This is a genomic window from Streptomyces sp. NPDC006326, assembly GCF_040612915.1.
Classification (GTDB): Bacteria; Actinomycetota; Actinomycetes; order Streptomycetales; family Streptomycetaceae; genus Streptomyces.
This window is the reverse complement of the sequence record NZ_JBEXRC010000035.1, coordinates 1-19,701: the sequence shown is the minus strand read 5'-3', so window position 1 is coordinate 19,701 and position 19,701 is coordinate 1. Positions and strand designations below refer to the sequence as shown.

General features: G+C 72.4%; 19 protein-coding genes. 10 read left to right on the top strand and 9 right to left on the bottom strand.

Features of this window, described 5'->3' with window-relative positions:
• The first annotated feature begins 453 nt into the window (after positions 1-453).
• Positions 454-975 (top strand): metallophosphoesterase, encoded by a 522-nt coding sequence (locus ABZ128_RS24655; protein ID WP_356850971.1) that lies wholly within the window; start codon positions 454-456, stop codon positions 973-975.
• Here ABZ128_RS24655 and ABZ128_RS24650 read toward each other — a convergent pair.
• A complete protein-coding gene (locus tag ABZ128_RS24650; protein WP_356850970.1) occupies positions 972-1,100 on the bottom strand; it encodes a hypothetical protein in 129 nt (42 codons plus the stop codon). The two genes, ABZ128_RS24655 and ABZ128_RS24650, sit on opposite strands and share 4 nt — an antisense overlap.
• Positions 1,101-1,215: 115 nt before the next feature.
• On the opposite strand from ABZ128_RS24650, the gene ABZ128_RS24645 reads away from it, so the two are divergent.
• Both ABZ128_RS24645 and ABZ128_RS24640 read left to right on the top strand, forming a co-directional pair.
• On the top strand, positions 1,216-1,638 hold the full coding sequence (locus ABZ128_RS24645; RefSeq protein ID WP_356850969.1) for a YjbQ family protein: 423 nt from the start codon (positions 1,216-1,218) through the stop codon (positions 1,636-1,638).
• A gap of 99 nt (positions 1,639-1,737) precedes the next feature.
• Positions 1,738-3,213 (top strand): MFS transporter, encoded by a 1,476-nt coding sequence (locus ABZ128_RS24640; protein ID WP_356850968.1) that lies wholly within the window; start codon positions 1,738-1,740, stop codon positions 3,211-3,213.
• A gap of 16 nt (positions 3,214-3,229) precedes the next feature.
• On the opposite strand, the gene ABZ128_RS24635 is transcribed toward ABZ128_RS24640, so the two are convergent.
• The 3 genes from ABZ128_RS24635 to ABZ128_RS24625 all read right to left on the bottom strand — a co-directional run bounded on the left by ABZ128_RS24635 (position 3,230) and on the right by ABZ128_RS24625 (position 10,120).
• The gene (locus ABZ128_RS24635) at positions 3,230-5,581 is read right to left on the bottom strand and encodes a SpoIIE family protein phosphatase (protein ID WP_356851034.1); all 2,352 of its coding nucleotides are present in this window, start codon (positions 5,579-5,581) and stop codon (positions 3,230-3,232) included.
• A 65-nt stretch (positions 5,582-5,646) separates the two neighbouring features.
• On the bottom strand, positions 5,647-9,708 hold the full coding sequence (locus tag ABZ128_RS24630; RefSeq protein ID WP_356850967.1) for a HAMP domain-containing protein: 4,062 nt from the start codon (positions 9,706-9,708) through the stop codon (positions 5,647-5,649).
• Between the two features lie 67 nt (positions 9,709-9,775).
• Entirely contained in the window at positions 9,776-10,120 is a 345-nt protein-coding gene (locus tag ABZ128_RS24625) for an STAS domain-containing protein (protein WP_356850966.1), read from the bottom strand.
• A gap of 191 nt (positions 10,121-10,311) precedes the next feature.
• Here ABZ128_RS24625 and ABZ128_RS24620 point away from each other — a divergent pair, with 191 nt between their 5' ends.
• The 4 genes from ABZ128_RS24620 to ABZ128_RS24605 all read left to right on the top strand — a co-directional run bounded on the left by ABZ128_RS24620 (position 10,312) and on the right by ABZ128_RS24605 (position 13,144).
• On the top strand, positions 10,312-11,235 hold the full coding sequence (locus tag ABZ128_RS24620) for a SigB/SigF/SigG family RNA polymerase sigma factor (RefSeq protein WP_356850965.1): 924 nt from the start codon (positions 10,312-10,314) through the stop codon (positions 11,233-11,235).
• Between the two features lie 5 nt (positions 11,236-11,240).
• Positions 11,241-11,552 (top strand): STAS domain-containing protein, encoded by a 312-nt coding sequence (locus tag ABZ128_RS24615; RefSeq protein ID WP_356850964.1) that lies wholly within the window; start codon positions 11,241-11,243, stop codon positions 11,550-11,552.
• Positions 11,549-12,499 carry a sensor histidine kinase gene (locus tag ABZ128_RS24610; protein WP_356850963.1) on the top strand — a complete coding sequence of 317 codons (951 nt, stop codon included), beginning with the start codon at positions 11,549-11,551 and terminating at the stop codon, positions 12,497-12,499. Before ABZ128_RS24615 ends, ABZ128_RS24610 begins: the two co-directional genes overlap by 4 nt.
• 180 nt (positions 12,500-12,679) lie before the next feature.
• On the top strand, positions 12,680-13,144 hold the full coding sequence (locus ABZ128_RS24605) for an ATP-binding protein (protein WP_356850962.1): 465 nt from the start codon (positions 12,680-12,682) through the stop codon (positions 13,142-13,144).
• Between the two features lie 33 nt (positions 13,145-13,177).
• Here ABZ128_RS24605 and ABZ128_RS24600 read toward each other — a convergent pair whose 3' ends face one another.
• From ABZ128_RS24600 to ABZ128_RS24585, 4 genes are all read right to left on the bottom strand, one after another.
• Positions 13,178-14,908: a PP2C family protein-serine/threonine phosphatase gene (locus ABZ128_RS24600; RefSeq protein WP_356850961.1), complete on the bottom strand. Its 1,731-nt coding sequence runs from the start codon at positions 14,906-14,908 to the stop codon at positions 13,178-13,180.
• A 296-nt stretch (positions 14,909-15,204) separates the two neighbouring features.
• Complete coding sequence (locus ABZ128_RS24595) at positions 15,205-15,612, bottom strand: VOC family protein (RefSeq protein WP_356850960.1); 408 nt, start codon at positions 15,610-15,612, stop codon at positions 15,205-15,207.
• Positions 15,613-15,721: 109 nt separating this feature from the next.
• On the bottom strand, positions 15,722-15,913 hold the full coding sequence (locus ABZ128_RS24590) for a hypothetical protein (RefSeq protein ID WP_356850959.1): 192 nt from the start codon (positions 15,911-15,913) through the stop codon (positions 15,722-15,724).
• A gap of 22 nt (positions 15,914-15,935) precedes the next feature.
• On the bottom strand, positions 15,936-16,304 hold the full coding sequence (locus ABZ128_RS24585; RefSeq protein ID WP_356850958.1) for a PRC-barrel domain-containing protein: 369 nt from the start codon (positions 16,302-16,304) through the stop codon (positions 15,936-15,938).
• Positions 16,305-16,481: 177 nt separating this feature from the next.
• Here ABZ128_RS24585 and ABZ128_RS24580 point away from each other — a divergent pair, with 177 nt between their 5' ends.
• On the top strand, positions 16,482-16,949 hold the full coding sequence (locus ABZ128_RS24580) for a hypothetical protein (protein WP_356850957.1): 468 nt from the start codon (positions 16,482-16,484) through the stop codon (positions 16,947-16,949).
• Here the strand turns inward: ABZ128_RS24580 and ABZ128_RS24575 are convergent.
• Positions 16,910-17,887 (bottom strand): helix-turn-helix domain-containing protein, encoded by a 978-nt coding sequence (locus tag ABZ128_RS24575; RefSeq protein WP_356850956.1) that lies wholly within the window; start codon positions 17,885-17,887, stop codon positions 16,910-16,912. The genes ABZ128_RS24580 and ABZ128_RS24575 overlap by 40 nt on opposite strands.
• A gap of 89 nt (positions 17,888-17,976) precedes the next feature.
• On the opposite strand from ABZ128_RS24575, the gene ABZ128_RS24570 reads away from it, so the two are divergent.
• On the top strand, positions 17,977-18,957 hold the full coding sequence (locus ABZ128_RS24570) for a YhjD/YihY/BrkB family envelope integrity protein (protein WP_356850955.1): 981 nt from the start codon (positions 17,977-17,979) through the stop codon (positions 18,955-18,957).
• 32 nt (positions 18,958-18,989) lie between these two features.
• The gene (locus tag ABZ128_RS24565) at positions 18,990-19,655 is read left to right on the top strand and encodes an NAD(P)H-dependent oxidoreductase (RefSeq protein ID WP_356850954.1); all 666 of its coding nucleotides are present in this window, start codon (positions 18,990-18,992) and stop codon (positions 19,653-19,655) included.
• Positions 19,656-19,701: the final 46 nt, after the last annotated feature.

The following is a 19,701-nucleotide window of genomic DNA, read 5'->3' as shown; positions in this document are numbered from 1 at the left end:
GCGCATGAGTGCAAACGGCTGACAAGGCGCAACTCCGCATATGCCGCTGCGTTATGTCGAGGTGTCGCCGGGGGCCGAAGCAGCTCCCCTGATCACCGTCACCGGAGAGGACCCGCAGTGACAGACTCCCTCGTGTGGTTCGCGCTGATCTGCTCCGTACTGGGCACAGGCGTAACTGCCTGGACCTCGTCGGGCGTTGGCCGTATGCATCATTTGGACGTCCGCGAACTGCGGCGCCAACAACGTTTCAGGCATGTTCTGTCGCGACATGTGGAGGCGACGAAACCTCCCCGGAAAGGCTCACCCGTGGCCGCCTCGGAAGCGGTCGACATTTCAGCCTGCGCCGAATGCGGCACTTCGTTCGTTCGACTCTGAGTTCGCCGCCGGCCGCCCTCATAAAGCCTTTTTTTGCAAATCTTGGGCATGGCGGCCCGACGTATTTAATGTGGATGTATGCGCCTCCTGCTGACCTCCGACACCCATCTGCCGACCCGCGCGAAACGCCTCCCGGCCGAGCTCGTCCGCGCCATCGAACAGGCGGACGTCGTGATCCACGCCGGCGACTGGATCGACGAGGATGCCTACGCGCTCGTCCGCGGACACGCCCGTGAGCTCGTCGGCGTCCACGGCAACAACGACACCCCCGCCCTGTCCGCGCTGCTGCCGGAGGTGGCACGAGTGAGCCTCGGAGGCGTCCGCATCGGCGTGGTGCACGAGACGGGTCCGGCGCGGGGGCGTGAGGGCCGCTGCGCCGAGCGGTTTCCCGACCTGGACGTCCTCGTCTTCGGACACAGCCACATCCCCTGGGACACCACCGCCCCGGGCGGACTGCGGCTGCTGAACCCCGGCTCCCCCACCGACCGGCGGCGCCAGCCCTTCTGCACGTACATGACGGCAGCGGTCGCGGACGGCAGGCTCGACGAGCTCCGGCTCCACCGCCTGCCGCTCCACGGCACGGGGCCTGAGACGGCCTAGGCCCCCGGCTTCCTGACGGGCCTGGGGCGCGGGGCCTCCACGGGCTTCTTCTGCGGCGGGGGCGTCCTGGGCGGGTACGAGGGCGGCACCTTCGGGCCGCCTGCCGCGGCCGGCGTCGTCGTCATGGCGGCCACGCTACGCGCCCGGACGGGCCGCGCGGAAGCCCGTGGGACCGCGGGGCCCGGCCGCGGCCGCCGCGCGCCTGTCGGCGGGCCGCAAGCGCCGCGCGAGGATGGAGGGATGACAGACACCTTCACCACGCGGACCATCGACGTCACCACGGGCTCCGAGGAGACCGTCCACGATCTGACCGCCGCCTGCGCCGGCTTCCTCCGGGACGTCGCCCCGGGACGCGACGGGCTCCTCAACGTGTTCACCCCGCACGCGACGGCCGGGCTGGCGGTGATCGAGACGGGCGCGGGCAGCGACGAGGACCTGCTGGACGCCCTGCGCACCCTGCTGCCCGCCGACGACCGCTGGCGGCACCGGCACGGCTCCCCGGGCCACGGCCGCGACCACGTGCTGCCGGCCCTGGTGCCACCGCACGCCACGCTGCCGGTCGTCGGGGGCGAACTCGCCCTGGGCACCTGGCAGTCGGTCGTCCTCGTGGACACCAACCAGGACAATCCGCGGCGCACCGTACGGCTGTCCTTCCTCGGCTGAAACCCGCGTTCCCGCGCGGCCGGATCCGGCCCGGGCGGCCCCTGGTCCGTACGGCCCAGTGGTGGTTTGGGGGGTCCGGCGGCGGGCAACAGCGCGTGCATGACTGAGCTCAGGGACCGCTCCGGGAGTCGGAACACGGGGACCGTCACCACGAAGGTGCCGGCGCGGCTGGACCGGTTGCCCTGGTCCCGGTGGCACTGGATGATCGTGGTCGGGCTGGGCACCGTGTGGATCCTCGACGGGCTCGAAGTCACCATCGTCGGCAACATCGCCGGGCGCCTGTCCGAGGACGGCAGCGGACTGTCCATCACCGACGCCCAGGTCACCGGCGTCGCCGCCGCGCTCTACGTGGCCGGTGCGTGTGCGGGGGCGCTGTTCTTCGGCCGGCTGACCGACCTCTTCGGCCGCAAGAAGCTCTTCCTCGTCACCCTCGGCCTGTACCTCGCCGCAACCGCCCTGACCGCCGTGTCGTTCTCCTCCTGGTGGTTCTTCCTCTTCCGCTTCCTCACCGGTTTCGGCATCGGCGGCGAGTACGCGGCCATCAACTCCGCGATCGACGAACTGATCCCGAGCAAGTACCGGGGGCGGGTCGACCTGATCATCAACGGCAGCTTCTGGCTGGGGGCCGTCGCGGGCGCGCTGCTGTCCGTGGTCGCGCTGGACACGGACGTGTTCCCGGCCTGGCTGGGCTGGCGGCTGACCTTCGCCCTCGGCGTGGTCCTGGGCCTGGTGATCCTGCTCGTGCGCCGGCACGTGCCCGAAAGCCCCCGCTGGATGTTCCTCCACGGCAAGGACCGTGAGGCCGAGGAGCTGGTCACCGACGTCGAACGGCAGGTGGAGGCGGAGAAGGGGGTGCGGCTGCCCGAGCCCGACGAGGCGATCACCGTCGCCCGGCACCACAGCATCGGCTTCGGCCTGATCGCCCGGACCGTCTTCCGCTCCTACCCCCGCCGTGCCGTGCTCGGCCTGGCTCTCTTCATCGGACAGGCCTTCCTCTACAACGCCATCACCTTCGGCTTCGGCACCATCCTGATCCGGTTCTTCGACGTCCCCAGCGGTGTCACCGGCTACTACTTCGCCGTCATCGCCTTCGGCAACTTCCTCGGCCCGCTCCTGCTGGGCCGGTTCTTCGACACCGTCGGCCGCCGCCCGATGATCGCGGGCACGTACGTCCTGTCCGGCCTGCTGCTCTTCGGCACGGCCTGGCTGTTCGGCGCGGGCAGGCTCACCGCCGTCACCATGACCGCCTGCTGGTGCGTGGTGCTCTTCTTCGCCTCGGCCGGGGCGAGTTCGGCCTACCTGACGGTCAGCGAGATCTTCCCGATGGAGACCCGGGCGATGGCGATCGCCTTCTTCTACGCGATCGGCACCGCGGCCGGCGGCATCTCCGGGCCGCTGATCTTCGCCGACCTCACCTCCAGTGGCGTCCGCGCCGACACCGTCCTCGCCTTCTGCACCGGGGCCTCGCTGATGGTCGCCGCCGGGCTGGTCGCCGCCTTCTTCGCGGTGGCCGCCGAGGGGCGCTCGCTGGAACGGATCGCCGCCCCGCTCTCCGTACGGTCCGACACCGCCTGAGTGCGCGGGGCCGGCTTCAGTCGACCTGGACGCCGATGACGCAGGTGTCGTCGTCGGTGTCCGACCAGCTCTCGGTGAGCAGGCCGTCGAGCTGGCCGTCCAGCTCGCCGGCACCCGAGGCCGCCGTCTGCAGCAGGTGGGCCAGGGAGTCCTGCACCGAGGCGTCCCTCCGCTCGACCAGTCCGTCCGTGAACATCAGCAGGGTGTCCTTCGATTCGAGCCGCACTTCCTGCTCGGCGTACGTGACGTCGGGCAGCGCACCGAGCAGCAGGCCGTCGATCAGCGGGAAGGCCCTGGCCTCGCCCTTCCTGACGAGTACGGGCGGCAGGTGCCCGGCGCGCGCCCAGCGCATGACGCGGGTGCGGGGGTCGTAGAGGCCGCAGACGGCGGTCGCCGTGACCTGCTTGGTCAGGTGGTGCGTGACGGTGTTGAGCCAGGACAGGAGTTGGGCGGGGCCGGCGCCGGTGACCGCGAGGCCGCGCAGGGCGTTGCGGAGCACCACCATGCCGGTGGCCGCCTCGATGCCGTGGCCGGCGACGTCGCCCACCGACAGCATGATCAGCCCCGAGGGCAGGACCAGGGTGTCGTACCAGTCGCCGCCGACGAGGGACTCCGTCTCCGCCGGCCGGTAGCGGACGGCGACGCGCAGCCCCGGCGCCTCGATGTGGTGGTGCGGGGGCATGATGGCGTGCTGGAGCTGGAGGGCGAGCCGGTTGCGTTCGGCCGATTCGGCTTCGGTGAGGGCGAGCTGGTCGCGGGTGGCGGCCAGGGCCACCTCGGTCCAGTGCTGGGCGGAGATGTCCTGGTAGGCGCCGCGGACGGCGTGCAGCCGCTGGGCCGCGTCGAGGACGGGCTCGGCGACGACCCGGATGTGGCGGGTGATGCCGTCGGACCGCTGGAGACGGAGGTTGACGGAAGCGGGACGGCGGTAGCGCAGCACGGCGCGCAGGAAGCGGCCGAGCGCGGCGGAGTCGTCCGGGTGGGCGTAGTCGGGCAGTTCCCGCAGCGGTACGGGGGACGCGGTGCCCGGCAGCCCGTGGAGGGCGTAGAGCTCGCTGTTCCAGGTGATCTCGCCGGTGGCGAGGTTCTCCTCGAAGCCGCCGATCCGGCCGAGGCGCTGGGCGTGCTGGAGCAGGTTCGCCAGTCGGGCCGTCTCGTCCTCGATCCGCCAGATCAGCAGGATGGCGGCGCCGTGCCGGCTGACGCTGAGGTCCGCGACCGAGGTCAGCGGGATCTGGTCGACCAGGGTGGTCAGGCTGACGCGCTCCGCCCGGAACGGCTCGCCCGTGGCGTGCACCCGCTCGACGGTGTCGAAGAGGCCGCTCTCGCCCGCGGCCATCGGGTAGGCCTCCAGCAGGAGCGCGCCGTTGACGTCGCCGCGCGGTCGGCCCACGGGGTCGACGAAGCGGCTGTTCACGTGGCGGATGCGGAAGTCGGTCAGCCGGCCGTCCGGGTCGAGGACGGGGGTGAGGACGATGGTGGGGTCGTGCAGACCCTCGGCGAGGTCGATCAGCTCCGAGACGTCGGGGAGCTGGGCCTCCGGTACCGCGGCGTCGGACGGTGCGGCGGTGTCCATGGTGTGGGCGCAGAGCTCGGCCAGGGCCTCGACCTGGCGCTGGATCTGCGGCGGCTGCGGCGGCAGGGGGTGCGGCCAGCAGACTTCGAGGACGCCGTGGATGCGTCCGCCGGTCCCGGCGGGGACGGCCATCCGTCCGCCGTCGGGCCATTGGATGCGGCCGATGGAGGGGATGCCCTCGCGCCCCAGGTCGGTGAGGGTCACCGGGGCGCGTTCGCGCAGGGCGAGACGTGAGACGGTCGCGACACCCGGGGGTACGTGGCGCCAGCGCGAGGCTTCCTCGGAGGGGAAGCCCGCGTGGCCGGCGAGGGCCAGTGAGCCGTCGGGCGCCGCGGACCACACGGCGACGGCCACCGCGCCGAGCGGGGTCAGGGCGTTGGCCAGCAGTGACTCCGCCACAGCCTGGGTGTCGGCGGCGGCGGCGAGGACACCGCTCTCGGCGGTGCGCAGGCGTACCCCGACGGTGGAGGGCCTCGGTGACGGCTGCGCCGCCTGGATCCGCTCGACGAACTCGGCCGCGATCTCGCTGACGTGGTCGCGGGCCGCCTGGTTGACGATGTCGGCGGCGAGTTCGAGGGCGGAGAGCCCCGAATCACGGCAGAGCTCGTCGAGCTGGTGGGCGGCGGCGGCCGGGGTGCAGTTCAGCCGCCCCATCAGGATTCCCTTGGCCAGTTCGACCAGGGCCCGGCCGTCGGCGGCGGCGTGTGCCTCCCGTACCTCCCGGCGCAGGCGTTCCACCGTGGCGACGAGCCGCCCCAGCGGGGTGGGCGCCTGCTGCGGCAGGGTGGGCAGGGGCCGTTCGCCGGACGCCGCACCGCCTGCTCCGTGCTCGGGGGGCTGGGAGGTTTCGGAGAGGGTCACCGTACAGCCGATCCCTTGTCGAGGCGGCCGGGTGCCGTCAGCCAGTGGCGGACGCGGCCGATGAGGTCGTCTGCGTCCACGGGCTTGGTGACGTAGTCGCTGGCGCCGGAGGCGAGGCTCTTCTCCCGGTCGCCGGGCATCGCCTTGGCCGTGACCGCGATGATGGGCAGGTCGGTGTAAGCGGGCATGCGGCGGATCTCCGCGGTGGCGGCGTAGCCGTCGAGTTCGGGCATCATCACGTCCATCAGGATGAGGTCGACGCCGGGGTGCCGGGTGAGCGTCTCGATGCCCTTGCGGCCGTCCTCGGCGTGGAGCACGTGCATGCCGTGCAGTTCGAGGATGCCGCTGAGGGCGAAGAGGTTGCGTGCGTCGTCGTCGACGACGAGGACGGTGCGTCCGGCGAGGTCGCCGTGGCGCACGGGGGGCGTCTGCTCGTCCTCCGCCGCTCCGTGCACGAGCGGCAGCACCTCCCCCGGCTGTTCGGCCGACAGGTGCAGGACGATGCGTTCGCGGAGCTCGTCCAGGCTGCTCAGCAGTTCCAGGCGCCGTGACGCGGCCCGTTCCCGCAGGGCCTGCTCCTGGCCGTTCTCCAGGCGGGGATTGTTGTGCGCGAGGACCGGCAGCGAGCTGAGCGCCGGGTCTCCGTCGAGCGCGTCGAGGAAGCGCAGGGCCTCGCCGTCGGGCATGTCGAGTTCCAGGACGACGCAGTGGAACGGCTCGGAGGCCAGCACCGCGGCGGCCTCCCGCGAGCTGGTGGCGCTGACCACCTGGATGCCCGCCTGCTCGCCGCTCCTCGCGTGGCTCGGTACGAGATCGCGCTCGGCGCTCTCGGCGACGAGGGAGAGCAGTCCGCCCAGGCGTTCCTCGATCACGAGGAGGCGGCGGCCCTGCCGCTGCCGCACCCCGGTGCTCTCGCCGCCGCCTTCGCGCCGCGGGTCGGGGAGCTCGTACGCGGTCCGGACGGCCGGTGCGGGGGCCTCGGGGAGGGCCGCCGGCTGCTGTTCGAAGTCCGCGTGGCTGGCGGGGAGGTAGAGGGTGAAGGTGCTGCCCTGCCCGGGGGTGCTCTCCGCCGTCACGGCCCCGCCCAGCAGTTGGGCGATCTCGCGGGTGATGGAGAGTCCGAGGCCGGTGCCCCCGTATCTGCGGCTCGTGGTGCCGTCGGCCTGCTGGAAGGCGCCGAACACGGATTCCAGCTGCTGTTCCGGGATGCCGATGCCGGTGTCCCGTACGCGGAAGGCCAGCATGGTGCCCCGCAGGGGCAGCCCGGCGGGGATCTCGGCGTCGGATGCCCGTTCGATGCGCAGCTCGACGGCGCCGCGTTCGGTGAACTTGACCGCGTTGGACAGCAGGTTGCGCAGGATCTGGCGCAGCCGGGAGTCGTCGGTGAGCAGGTCCGCAGGGGTGTCGGGGGCGGTGGTGACGGTGAAGTCGAGGCTCTTCTGCGTGGTCATCGGCCGGAAGGTGGCCTCGACGTACTCCAGCAGCTGCGGCAGGTGGACCCGCTCGGGGTTGATGTCCATCTTGCCCGCCTCGACCTTGGAGAGGTCGAGGATGTCGTTGATCAGCTGGAGCAGGTCGGAGCCGGCCGAGTGGATGATGCCCGCGTACTCGACCTGCTTCGGGGTGAGGTTGCGGGTGGGGTTCTGGGCCAGGAGCTGCGCGAGGATGAGCAGGCTGTTGAGCGGGGTGCGCAGTTCGTGGCTCATGTTCGCCAGGAACTCCGACTTGTACTTGGAGGCCAGCGACAACTGCTGGGCGCGGTCCTCCAGTTCCTGCCGGGCCTGTTCGATCTGGAGGTTCTTGGCCTCGATGTCGCGGTTCTGGGTGGCCAGCAGGGCGGCCTTCTCCTCCAGTTCCGCGTTCGAGCGCTGCAACTCCTCCTGCTGGTCCTGGAGTTCCGCCGAGCGGGCCTGGAGTTCGGCGGTCAGGCGCTGGGACTCGCCGAGGAGCTCGTCGGTGCGCGCGTTGGCGACGATGGTGTTGACGTTGACGCCGATGGTCTCCATCAGCTGGCTGAGGAAGTCGCGGTGCACGGGGGTGAACGCCGAGAAGGAGGCCAGTTCGATCACGCCGAGGACCTGGTCGTCGACGACGATCGGCAGGATCATCAGGCTGCCCGGTGTGGTGTGGCCGAGCCCGGAGGAGATGACGTAGTCGGCGGGGACCTGGTCGGTGGCGATGGTCCGGTGGCTGCGGGCCGCCTGGCCGACGAGGGAGTCGCCGAGGGCGAAACGGGTGGCCACTCCGTCGGAAGCGGAGCGCCCGTACGAGCCGACGAGGGTGAGCACCGTGCCCTCGGGGGTGTCCTCGGCAAGGTAGAAGGCGCCGTACTGGGCGGCGACCAGCGGGGTCAGTTCGTCCATGACGAGCTCGGCGACGACGGCGAGGTCGCGGTGGCCCTGCATCAGGCCGGAGATCCGCGCCAGGTTGGACTTGAGCCAGTCCTGCTCCTGGTTGGCGCGCGTGGTCTCGCGCAGGGAGCCGACCATGGAGTTGATGTTGTCCTTGAGTTCGGCGACCTCGCCGGAGGCGTCGACCGTGATGGAGCGGGTCAGGTCGCCCTCGGCGACCGCGCTCGCGACCTCTGCGATGGCCCGTACCTGGCGGGTCAGGTTTCCGGCGAGTTCGTTGACGTTCTCGGTGAGCCGCTTCCAGGTGCCGGAGACGCCCTCGACCTCGGCCTGGCCGCCGAGCCGGCCCTCGCTGCCGACCTCGCGGGCGACGCGGGTGACCTCGGCGGCGAAGGAGGAGAGCTGGTCGACCATCGTGTTGATGGTGGTCTTCAGCTCCAGGATCTCCCCGCGCGCGTCCACGTCGATCTTCTTCGACAGGTCACCGTTGGCCACGGCCGTCGTGACGAGGGCGATGTTGCGGACCTGGCCCGTGAGGTTGTTCGCCATGGAGTTGACGTTGTCGGTGAGGTCCTTCCAGGTGCCCGCGACATTGGGCACGCGGGCCTGGCCGCCGAGCCGGCCCTCGGTACCGACTTCGCGGGCCACCCGCGTGACCTCGTCGGCGAACGCGGACAGCGTGTCGACCATCGTGTTGATGACCCCGGCCAGCGCGGCGACCTCGCCCTTCGCCTCCACCGTGATCTTCTGCGACAGGTCGCCGCGGGCGACGGCGGTGGCCACCTGGGCGATGGAGCGCACCTGGCCCGTCAGGTTGGACGCCATGACGTTGACGTTGTCGGTGAGGTCCTTCCAGGTCCCGGACACGCCCCGGACCGTGGCCTGACCGCCGAGGTTGCCCTCGGTGCCGACTTCGCGGGCCACGCGCGTCACCTCGTCGGCGAACGCGGACAGTTGGTCGACCATCGTGTTGATGGTGGTCTTCAGCTCCAGGATCTCGCCGCGCGCGGTGACGGTGATCTTCTGGGAGAGGTCGCCCTGGGCCACGGCCGTCGCGACCTGGGCGATGGAGCGTACCTGGGCCGTGAGGTTCCCGGCCATGAAATTGACCGAGTCGGTGAGGTCCCGCCAGGTGCCGGAGACGCCCTTGACGTCCGCCTGGCCGCCCAGGAGCCCTTCGGTGCCGACCTCGCGCGCCATGCGGGTGACCTCGCCGGCGAAGGAGGAGAGCTGGTCCACCATCGTGTTGATGGTGTTCTTCAGCTCAAGGATCTCGCCCCGGGCGTCCACGGTGATCTTCTGCGAGAGGTCTCCCTGCGCCACCGCGGTGGTCACCTGGGCGATGTTGCGGACCTGGTCGGTCAGGTTTCCGGCCATGAAATTGACCGAATCCGTGAGATCCAACCAGGCGCCGCCGACGCCCGGGACCTCCGCCTGGCCGCCCAGCGTTCCCTCGGTGCCGACTTCGCGCGCCACCCGCGTCACCTCGGAGGTGAACAGCGACAGTTGGTTGACCATCCCGTTGAAAACGGTGGCGATCTCCCCGAGGAGGCCCTCGGCCGCGTCGGGCAGCCGGGTACGGAAGTCCCCGTCGCGTACGGCCGTCAGCCCTGCCAGCAGCAGGCGCAGCTCCGACTCGGTGATCCCGCCTTCGCCAGGAACCACTGGCGCCCCATCCGGTGACACTGCGCCAGTCCGCTCAGCCATCGCCAACCTCACTCTCGCCGTACCTGACCGGTGAAGGCTAACCCCCTCCCGAGGGAGCCTGCGGGCATCAGGACCCGAGGGCGTCCTCGACGCTGGGATAGAGGGAGAGGACCGTATCGGCCCCGGTCAGGGCGAAAAGGCGGCGCAGTTGCTCCCCCGGGGCGGCGATGCGCAGCGCGGTGAGGCGGTGCAGTCGCAGCAGCAGATTGAGGAAGGAGGAGTCGCCGAACGTGATGGAGGTCGCATCCAGGATCACCAGCCGGTGCCGGTCCGCGGCGGAGTTCAGGGCCTCCTCCAGGGAGGCCAGTGTGTCCTGGTCCAGCTCCCCGCGCGCCGCGACGACCCAGCCGGGCCCTGCGGCGTAGCTGTCCTCGACCACGCCGTCGCCGTGCACGTCCTCTGCTCCGGTCATGTCCGCCTCCCCGGATCTCACCTGTACGGGTTCCGGAAGGGAGTATGCATGGTCGATCACCCGAGGACGACGCCACCGCCGCGCAGCACCTCCGGGGGTGACGGGCGTCACGTTCCGGGAGGTGTAAGAACCGGAACTCGGGGCAAGAGCGCCACCGGCAGCCATCGACAACCAGGGAGGGAACGGCCACCATGCCTCGTTCGGCCGCAGTCGTAAGCCCCGATCGTGCGACGGACCACCAGGACCCGGCCTGCGCACCGCTCGCGGGACGAGAGCCGTCGGCGGACGCCGTGCTGCCCCGAGTGGAGCAGGCCCGGGAGATCGCGCCCACGGATGCCCGTGAGCTGTCGAGGCTGTTCTTCGGCAGGCTGCGCGCACTGGAGGAGGGCACGCGCGAGTACCAGTACGCCCGCAACACCCTGATCGAGATGAACCTCTCCCTCGTGCAGTTCGCCGCACGCCGCTTCCGGGCCCGCGCCGCGGGCGGCGGGCTGGACATGGACGACATCATCCAGGTCGGCACCATCGGCCTGATCAAGGCCATCGACCGGTACGACCCCGAGCGCGAGGTGGAGTTCTCCACCCTCGCGCTCCCCTACATCACCGGCGAGATCAAGCGGTACTTCCGCGACACCACCTGGGCCGTCCACGTCCCCCGCCGCCTCCAGGAACTGCGCTCCGAACTCGCCAAGGCCCAGGAGTCGCTCACCGACACGCTGGGCCGCGCCCCGACGGTCAAGGAGCTGGCCGGGCACCTCGAACTGTCCGAGGACGAGGTCCTCGACGGCCTGGTCGCCGCCAACGGCTACACCAGCGGCTCCCTCGACACCGCCTCCGAGGCGGACGAGACCCAGGGAACGGGCCGCCCCACACGCCCCCTGGCGGAGAAGCTCGGCGAGCCGGACCCCGCCATGGAGCTGTTCGAGGACTTCCACACCCTCGCCCCCCTGCTGCGCGAGCTGGATCCCCGGGACCGGCTGATCCTCAGCATGCGGTTCGGCCAGGAGAAGACCCAGGCGGAGATCGGCGCCGAACTCGGCATCTCCCAGATGCAGGTCTCCCGGCTCCTCTCCCGTACCCTGGGCCGACTGCGCGCCGGAATGCTCACCTCGTAGGAGTCATGGTGGCCCTGACAGCCGTACCGCTGGGAGACCGTGCGGGCGCGCGCCTCAGCGGCAGCGGGGACCTCGACACCCGGCAGGCGCTGCGCTCGGCGCTGGCCGCCGTGAGCCGGATCCCCGGTCCGGTCGTGCACCTCGACCTGTCGGCCGTGACCTTTCTCGACACGGCTGCCGTGGCCGCCCTGGTGCAGGCATCGGCCGCTTTCCGGGCGCAGGGCCGGTGCCTGCTGCTCCACAACCCGCCATACTCGCTCCGCAAGGTAGTGGAGATGTTCCCGGACGAATGTGCCGCGCTGGAGGTCGCAGCATGATCACAGTTCCTGCGGCCAACGGCCCCGGGGCCTTCGTCCATCCCGCGCTCTTCTACCAGGGGCTCGACGAGTACCTGGCCGGGGTGGGTGGCTTCGTGCGCAGCGCCCTCGGGGCGGACGAGCCGGTCCTGGTCGCCGTGCCCGGGCCGAAACTGGGTCCGCTGCGAGACAGCCTCGGCAGCGGCGGGGCGGGCGTCGAATACGTGGACATGACGAAGCTGGGCCGCAATCCCGGCCGTATCCTCGCCGCGCTGCAGGGTTTCGCCGAACGGCACGGGGGCCGGGCCGCCCGTATCGTCGGCGAGCCGATCTGGCCGGGCCGCTCGGCCGCCGAGGTACTGGAGGCCACGCGCCACGAGGCCCTCATCAACACCGCCTTCGCCGGGCGCGAGGCCACCATCCTGTGCCCGTACGACGTGTTCGCGCTCTCCGGGGACGTGGTGGCCGACGCCCGGCGAACGCACCCCACGATCATCGAGAAGGGGCACGAGCTGACGAGCCCGGCCTACACCGACGCCTCGGTCGTCTCCGCCGACTGCGACCTCCCGCTCCCGGAGCCCGGTCCCGGAGCGGTCAGCCTCGCGTACGAGAGCGGGGAGCTGGCCCGGGTACGGGAGTTCGCGGACGCCTGGGCCCGCGGGACCTCCCTCGCCCCGGCGCGGCGGGGAGACCTCATCCTCGCCGTCAGCGAGGCCGCGGCCAACTCCCTCGCCCACGGGGGCGGCCGCGGCACCCTGCGGCTGTGGACCAGCGCGGGCCAGGGCGTCGTGGCCGAGGTGCGCGACGCAGGGCACCTGGCCGACCCGCTGGCCGGCCGCCACCGGCCCGCCCTGGCCTCGACCGACGGCGGCCGCGGCCTCTGGATGATCCACCAGCTCTGCGACCTGGTCGAGATCCGAGCCCGGCACTCCGGCCTCACCCTGAGACTGCACGTGGCCGACATCTGAGCAGCCGGCCCCCTTAAACTGTCCCGGCACGCGCAGTCGCCGTCAGACGTCGGATGTGCCCGCCGGGTGTTCCCGGCCGGCACGGGGGCATACGTACCGTCTGGAAACGACGGCAACAGGCCGGGACCCGAGCGGTCGCCACGAGAAGAGAGCCGTGTCAACGGTGGGGGTGAGACCACAGTGAACAGCAGCGGATCGCAGACCGACCATCTTCTGCGCCCGCGGCCCGCGGCAGCGGGCCAGCGCCGCCGCCTGGCACTGGCCGGTGCCCGCGGCCAGGTGGCGAAGGGCCGCGACTTCGCGCGCCAGGCTCTGCGGGACTGGGGCTGGGACGGGACCGAGACCTCCGAGGACACCCTGCTCGTCGTCTCGGAGCTGCTGACCAATGCCGGTCTGCACGCGGACGGCTGCCTCCAGCTGGTGCTCGCCAGCGGCGAGGTCCTGCGCATCGAGGTGTTCGACGGCTCCACCGCGCTGCCCCGCCGCCAGCCGTCCCCCCGGCGCGGCATCCCCGGCGGCCACGGGCTCTACATCATCGAGCGCCTCTGCGACCGCTGGGGCGCCGAGGTCCATCCGCACGGCAAGGTGGTCTGGGCGGAGATCGACGCCTCCCGGCTGGTGTCCGGCAGCACCGTACGGCGCTGAGCCGGCCGTACGCTGCCGAGCCGGCCCGGCGGCTCAGCGCACCTCGATGACCACCAGACAGGTGTCGTCCGCGAAGTCCTCCCGCCCGTACAGCTCCATCAGCGTGTCCAGGACGCGCCGGGCCCCGAGCCCGGAGCAGGTCGCCAGGCGCCGCCGGAGCGCGGCGATGCTGTCCCCCAGGTCCTCGTGGCGGCGCTCGACGAGGCCGTCGGTGTAGAGCAGCAGGACGTCCCCCGGATGCAGGTCGACCGTGGCCGTGGCGTACCGCTCCCCCGGCAGCAGGCCCAGCAGGGGCCCGCGGTGCGCGGAGTCCAGGGTCGTCGCGTCCTGGCCGCGCAGCAGCAGGGGCGGTGGGTGGCCCGCGCAGGCCCAGGTCAGGCGGCGCCCGGTGTCGATGTGCCCGATGACGGCGGTGGCCGTCTCGGCGGAGGGGTCGGCGCAGATCAACTCGTTCAGCCAGGTGGTGAGGTCTCCCGCGTCGGTGCCGGGTGCGTGGGCGAGGCCGGCCAGCGCGTGCCGCTGCTGGGCCATCCGGGCGACCGTGCCGAGTCCGTGCCCGCAGGCGTCGCCGACCGCGAGCAGGATCCGGCCGTCCGGCAGGACCCGGCACTTGTACCAGTCGCCGCCGACGGCGGCATCCGGCTCGGCCGGCAGGTACGCCGCCGCCACGGCGTATCCCAGCTCGGCGATCTCCGAGGAGTGGGTGGGCAGGAGTGCCTCGCGCAGCGCCGCGGCGACCCGCCGCTCGGCCGCGGCCTCCTCGCGCAGCCTTTCGGTCTGTCGGCGGCTGGCCGCGAGCCGCTGCCTGCTGCGGACCTGCGGGGTCAGGTCGCGCGCGATCAGGTACAGCGCCCAGGGCAGGCCGTGGGTGTCGATCACCGGGCGGCCCACCACGTGCAGGGTGCGGACGTCGCCGTGGATGCTGAAGCGGATGTCGGTGCCGGGCGGCTCCTCGCCGTCGAACAGCTCCCTGAGCAGCCGGCCGAACCGGCCCACGTCCTCGACCAGCACCGCGTCGCACAGGTCCGTCAGCGTCATCCGGCCCTCCGGTCCGGTACGGAAGATCGCGCCCAGGCCGTCGGACCAGGTGCAGGCTCCGGAGAGCAGGTCGAAGTGGGCCCATCCCATGGAGGCGATGTACTGGGCTTCCAGGGACATCAGCTCGGTGTGCGCGTGCGCCGGCCGCCAGGTCGCCAGCACCTGTCCGTCGCAGGACGCCGCGTCGTAGAGCAGCGTCGTGCGGTGCAGCCGGCCCGTCCGCCATTCGGTGTAGTCCACCGGGTGCCCCTTGAGGGCCCGGCCCGTACGCAGGACGCCCGTCAGCGCGGCGAGCAGGCCGCCTGCCTCGGCGCCGGGTCGCGCGGCGAGGAGCCTCTGGCCCACCTGCCGGTCGGGCGCGTCGAGCCACTCCGCGGACCGGACGTGGTTGCCCGCCCGGACGACGAAGTCGACGGTACGGCCGTTGTCGTCCTCGACGGGGGCGAGCAGCGCGGCCGACACCGGGATGGCGGGCAGGGTGGCGCACACACAGCCCCAGGGGTCGTGGCCCTCGGCGGCGTCGCCGCAGGAGTGGCCGCGCTCCTGGCTGCCGCCGCAGGGACATGCCTGCGGGGCGGGCTCCCCGGTGGCGGGAGGCGGTGCGGCCGGGGCGGGATCCTCGTGCCGGACACCGGCGCTGCGGCCCGCCGCGGCCCGCAGCGCGGCCACCTCGCGCGCGATGAGCAGTTTGAGTCCCTCGGGGTCGTCTGGAACGGCCGGACTCATCAGGGGCCTGCCTTCCGGCTGGATCGTCCGGACGGCGCTGGGCTGCCTGATCGTCCGGTGGGGGCACAGGGCCCATGCTGCAAGCAGGCCTCCGCGCGCGCACCTCGGGGCCGGCCGCCGGGCCCGCGGTGCGGGGGTTTGGAATCCCGGCGACGGGACACACGCGCAGTGTCGGCGCGTTGCCCCTTTGAGCGGTGTGGCAACCCCCGAGCAGTGGCCGCACGCCGTCCTCCTTCCCCCCGGAGCGGCGTGCGGCCACCGACGTCTGCCCGGTCCGCGGACCCTTCGGGGTCGGCTCAGCCGACGGGTTCGCCCAGGGCCGCGAGGACGAAGGCGTGACCCGCCGGGTCGGCGTAGCGGCGCTGTGTCGTCCTGCTGCCGGGGCGGGTGTCGTCCCCTTCCGCCGCCACGGGCCGCGCGCCGAGGGCGACGGCCTCGCGCTCCGCCTCGTCGAGGGACTCCGGTGTCACGAGGATCCGGAGGTGGACCTGCTGGGAGTCCTCGGGCAGGGGCCAGCTGGGCGGTACGCGGCCGGGGTCGCGGCGCACCCCGAGCAGGACACCCGTGGGGCCGGAGACGAGGATCAGGTCGGCGTCCCCCTCGGCCGGACCCACCGCGGCATCCAGGAGGGAGCCGTAGAAGCGGGCCAGCGGCTCGGGCTCGGCACAGTCCAGTACGAGAACGCTTGTCTTGGGTACGGTCATGCACCGCGTGTGCCCTGCGCCGCCGCCCGCACACGCCGGGTGACGCGGTCAGGAGACGGGTGCGGCTCCCCGACGCCTCGGGAGCGTCGGGGAGCCGCGGCCGGACCCGTCAGTGCCGGCGGTCCCGGCGGGCCGTACGCCGCTGGGCGTCGGTGCTGGGGCTCAACGCGTCCCCGGCCTCGCCGTCCTGGCTGCCCGGGATGACGGCTTCCTCGGCCTCCTTGCGGGCCTCGCGGTCGCCGCTCTCCCCCGGCGCCTTCGAGGGCGGGGTCGTCACCTGGTGCTTCTTGTGCTCGCTCATCTCTCGTGCTCCTCGCCGCAGTTCAGAGAGGACGGCCGCCGAAGGCGTCACCGGACCGGTAGTAGTCGGCCAGCTCGTCGTGGTAGCCGGTGTCCCCGAGGTGCTTCTCGCGGTGGAACTCGGGGGCGTTCTTGATCTGCTCCTTCGTCCGGTCGACGTAGATCTTCTGCTCCTCCGCGTCGATCCGGGAGACGGTGCCGGCCGGCAGGAGGACCTCCTTGCCGAAGATCCACGGACCGGTGTCGACCACGATGTAGGCGGAGCCCGCCTCGTCCGAGTGCTTGTCGACCTTGCCGATGGCGCCGTCGAGGGCCTCGACCTTGTATCCGCTCAGGTCCACGCCCTGCAGACGGCCGGAGGTCTCGCGGTAGCCCCACACGTTCTCGGTCATGAAGAGTGGTCCTTTCTGCTTGGCTGGGTCGTGCTGCCTTGCGTGACAGCCCGCCTGCCCCGCCCGTCCGCTCGTACACGGGCGCATCGGACGCATGCTTCGTTTTCCGGCCCGCCGGGGGCGGATCTTTTCGCGCAGCGGCTTTCGCCGGCGCCGCCGGATCGCTGAAGTAGGCACATGCCACCCACACCGGCCGCATCGACGGCCGAGCCCCCCGAGGACGCGACCCCCGACGCGTGCGCGCGGGTGCGGCTCATCCTGACGCGGGCCGGTTTCGACACGACGTCCGAGGGGGACGGCCTGCGCGTGTGGGCCGCCCCGGAGGGCGTCATGGTGGGGTGGACCGCCCGTGAGGTGCTCCGGCCGACCGTCCAGGTCCACGGGCACGAGGAGGACCTCTCCCGGTTCACGTCCCTGGCGGGTCTGCACAAGGCGCTCCAGACCGCTCTTGCGGTGATCCTGCGCGAGGCGGGCCTCGACGTCGCCGCGCGCGGGGACCATCTGCTGGCCGTCTGGCCCGGGACGGTACCGGGGGGCGGCGGGGCGGGGACACGGGATGGCCGGCCTGGCCGGCGACCGCCGACCGGCGACCACGGTGGTCCGTCTCAGGGACCGGCCAGCGTGTGCCGGGGAGGGGCTCCGTAGGCGGCACGGTAGGCGGCGGAGAAACGTCCCTGGTGGTGGAAGCCCCACCGGTTGGCGATGGCCGTGACCGTGTCGCGCGAGGGATCCGCCGCGACCAGGTCCGCGTGGGCCAGTGCCAGACGTACCCGGCGCAGGTAGGCCGTGGGGGTCGTGCCCAGGTGGCGCCGGAAGGCGTACTGGAGCGCCCGGGGGGTGACACCGGCGGCTTCGGCCATTTCGCCCAGGCCGATTCCGGCATCCGGTGCCGACTCGATGAACGCGATCGCCCGGCGGGCGGTCTCCGACGTGGCGTCCCGGGTGTCCGCGGGCACGGGGTCGGGGCGGGCATTGCTGGGGAAGGCGGCGAGGACGGTCGCCGCGAGCATCCTGGCGGCGGCGTCGACCACCAGTGGCTCGCTGCCCGCCGGCAGGGCCAGGACGCTCTCCTCGACGTAGTCGACGGTCCGCTTCCACTGGCCGGCCATGGCCTCGGAGCGGGGAGTGAAGCGGGTGAAGCGCAGGGGGCGGGCGGTCCTGCCGGGCAGGCGTCCCGCGAGCTGTTCCAGCAGGGCGAGCGGCACGGTCACGGCGCGCAGTTCGGCCGCGTACACCCGGCCCGCGTAGGGGAGGTGGGGCTGGGAGATCGCCAGGACGTCGCCGGGACCGGCTTCGGTGACGTCGTCCGCGCACTCCCGGGCCATGCGTCCGCTGACGACGTGTGTGATGGCCACCGCCCCGAGGGCATCGGTGGCGTAGGAGTAGTCCGCCGGCAGGGACAGGGTGCTGAGCGACACGGGACCGGCGGTGCTGCGGCTGTAGCGGAAGGAGCTGTGCGGGGCGGGTGTCTTCATGCGCAGGCTCGTTCCGTACGCCGCCTTCAGCCAGTCGGAGGCGACGTCCACATCGCTGGTCCGGAAGCTCTGCCCGCCCGGAGGGTCCGCGTGCGACTGGTGGGGCATGGCGATGGGCGTCCTCTTCGGCCGGGCGCGGCACGGAGAGCAGCGCGGACCCCAGCGTACGTCGGGAGGCAGATGCGCAGGGAACGTACGTGACGTACGAGATGTACGGGACATACGAGCAGTACGGACGAGGCAGGCCGACGGGCAGCGCGGTGGGCGGCAGCGCGGAGCGGCGCATGTGCACGGGCCGTGTCGGGCACGAGCGCTCCGTGACCTCCATCTCCCGCACCCACGCGCCCCGGGGCGGGCATGCCGCCGCTGCGCTGCGCGGTACCGCGATCCGCCTCTGGACCGACAACGTCGCCGACTCCGCGGCCGCGCTCACCTATTACGCCCTGCTGGCCCTGCTGCCGGCCCTCGTCATCGCCGTGTCCCTGGTCGGGCTGCTGGGTGATGCGGCCCGCGACCGGCTGACCGGGGCCCTCACCTCGTACGCGCCGCCGCAATCGGCGCAGGTGCTGCGGGAGGCCCTCGACGGCCTCGCCGGCGCCGGAGCCGGACAGGCCTCCATGTGGGTGCTGTTGTGCAGCGGTGTGCTGAGCGCGCTCTGGTCGGCGTGCAGTTATCTCGCGGTGTTCCGGCGGGCCCTGCACTCCATGCACCGGGTGCCCGACACGCGGCCGCCCCTCCGGGCGGCCCACACGCTGGTCATCACCGCTGCCCTGCTGCTGGTCCTCCTGGTGGCCGGAGCCGTGGGACTGGTGCTGAGCGGGCCCCTGGCCCGGCGGGTCGCCCACGTCGCCGGGGCCGACGGCGCGGGAAGCATCGTCCTGCTGCGCTGGCCGGCCCTGCTGTCGGTCGTGACCCTGCTGGTGCTGATCCTCTTCCGTACCGGTCCGGCCCAGGCGCGGGGGGCGCGGCGGGGTCTGCCGGGCGGGGTGCTCGCGGCGGCGCTGTGGCTGGCGGCCTCCGGACTCTTCACCCTGTACACCGAGTTGGGCACCTACGGACGGCTCTACGGTTCGCTGGCCGGCATCGTCGTCTTCGTGGTCTGGCTGTGGCTCGCCAACCTGGCCCTGCTGACGGGGGCCCAGTTCAACGCGGAGCTGGCCGGGCGGAACGCAGGCTGATGCCCCGCGGTGTCCGGGGCAGGAGAGCGAGCATGGAAACGACACCGGCCCAGAGCCCGTCCCCAGCCGTCCCGTCTGCGACGTCCTGCGCCACCCCGCTCCGCGCGGTGGCCCTGGTGTGCACCCTGTCCCCCTCCCCCGCCCCCTCCAGCTCCCAGCTGCTGGCCGAGCAGACCATGGCCGCGCTCGCCGAGCACGGCGTGACGGGCAAGGTCATCCGGGTCGTGGACCACGACGTCAAACCCGGGGTGCAGACCGACATGGGGGACGGGGACGCCTGGCCCGAGATCCGGGCCACCGTCCTCGGCGCCGACATCCTGGTCCTCTCGACGCCGATCTGGCTCGGCCATCCCTCCAGCGTCGCCCAGCGGGTCCTGGAACGGCTGGACGCGGAACTGTCCGAGACCGACGAGGAGGGCCGGCTGCTCACCTACGGCAAGGTCGCCGCCGTGTGCGTCGTAGGCAACGAGGACGGTGCCCACAAGGTCGGCGCGGACCTCTTCCAGGGCCTGAACGACGTCGGTTTCAGCCTCGCCCCCGGAGCGGTCACCTACTGGGTCGGCGAAGCCATGCAGGGCACCGACTACCAGGACCTCGACAAGACCCCGGACACCACGGCGGGCACCACCGCCGCCCTCGCCGCCAACACCGCACACCTCGCCCGCCGGCTGAAGGGCGCCCCGTACCCGCCTTCCTGAGACGGCGGGGTACGGGCCGGGGGGGGGGGGGGGCGCCGCCGCCGCC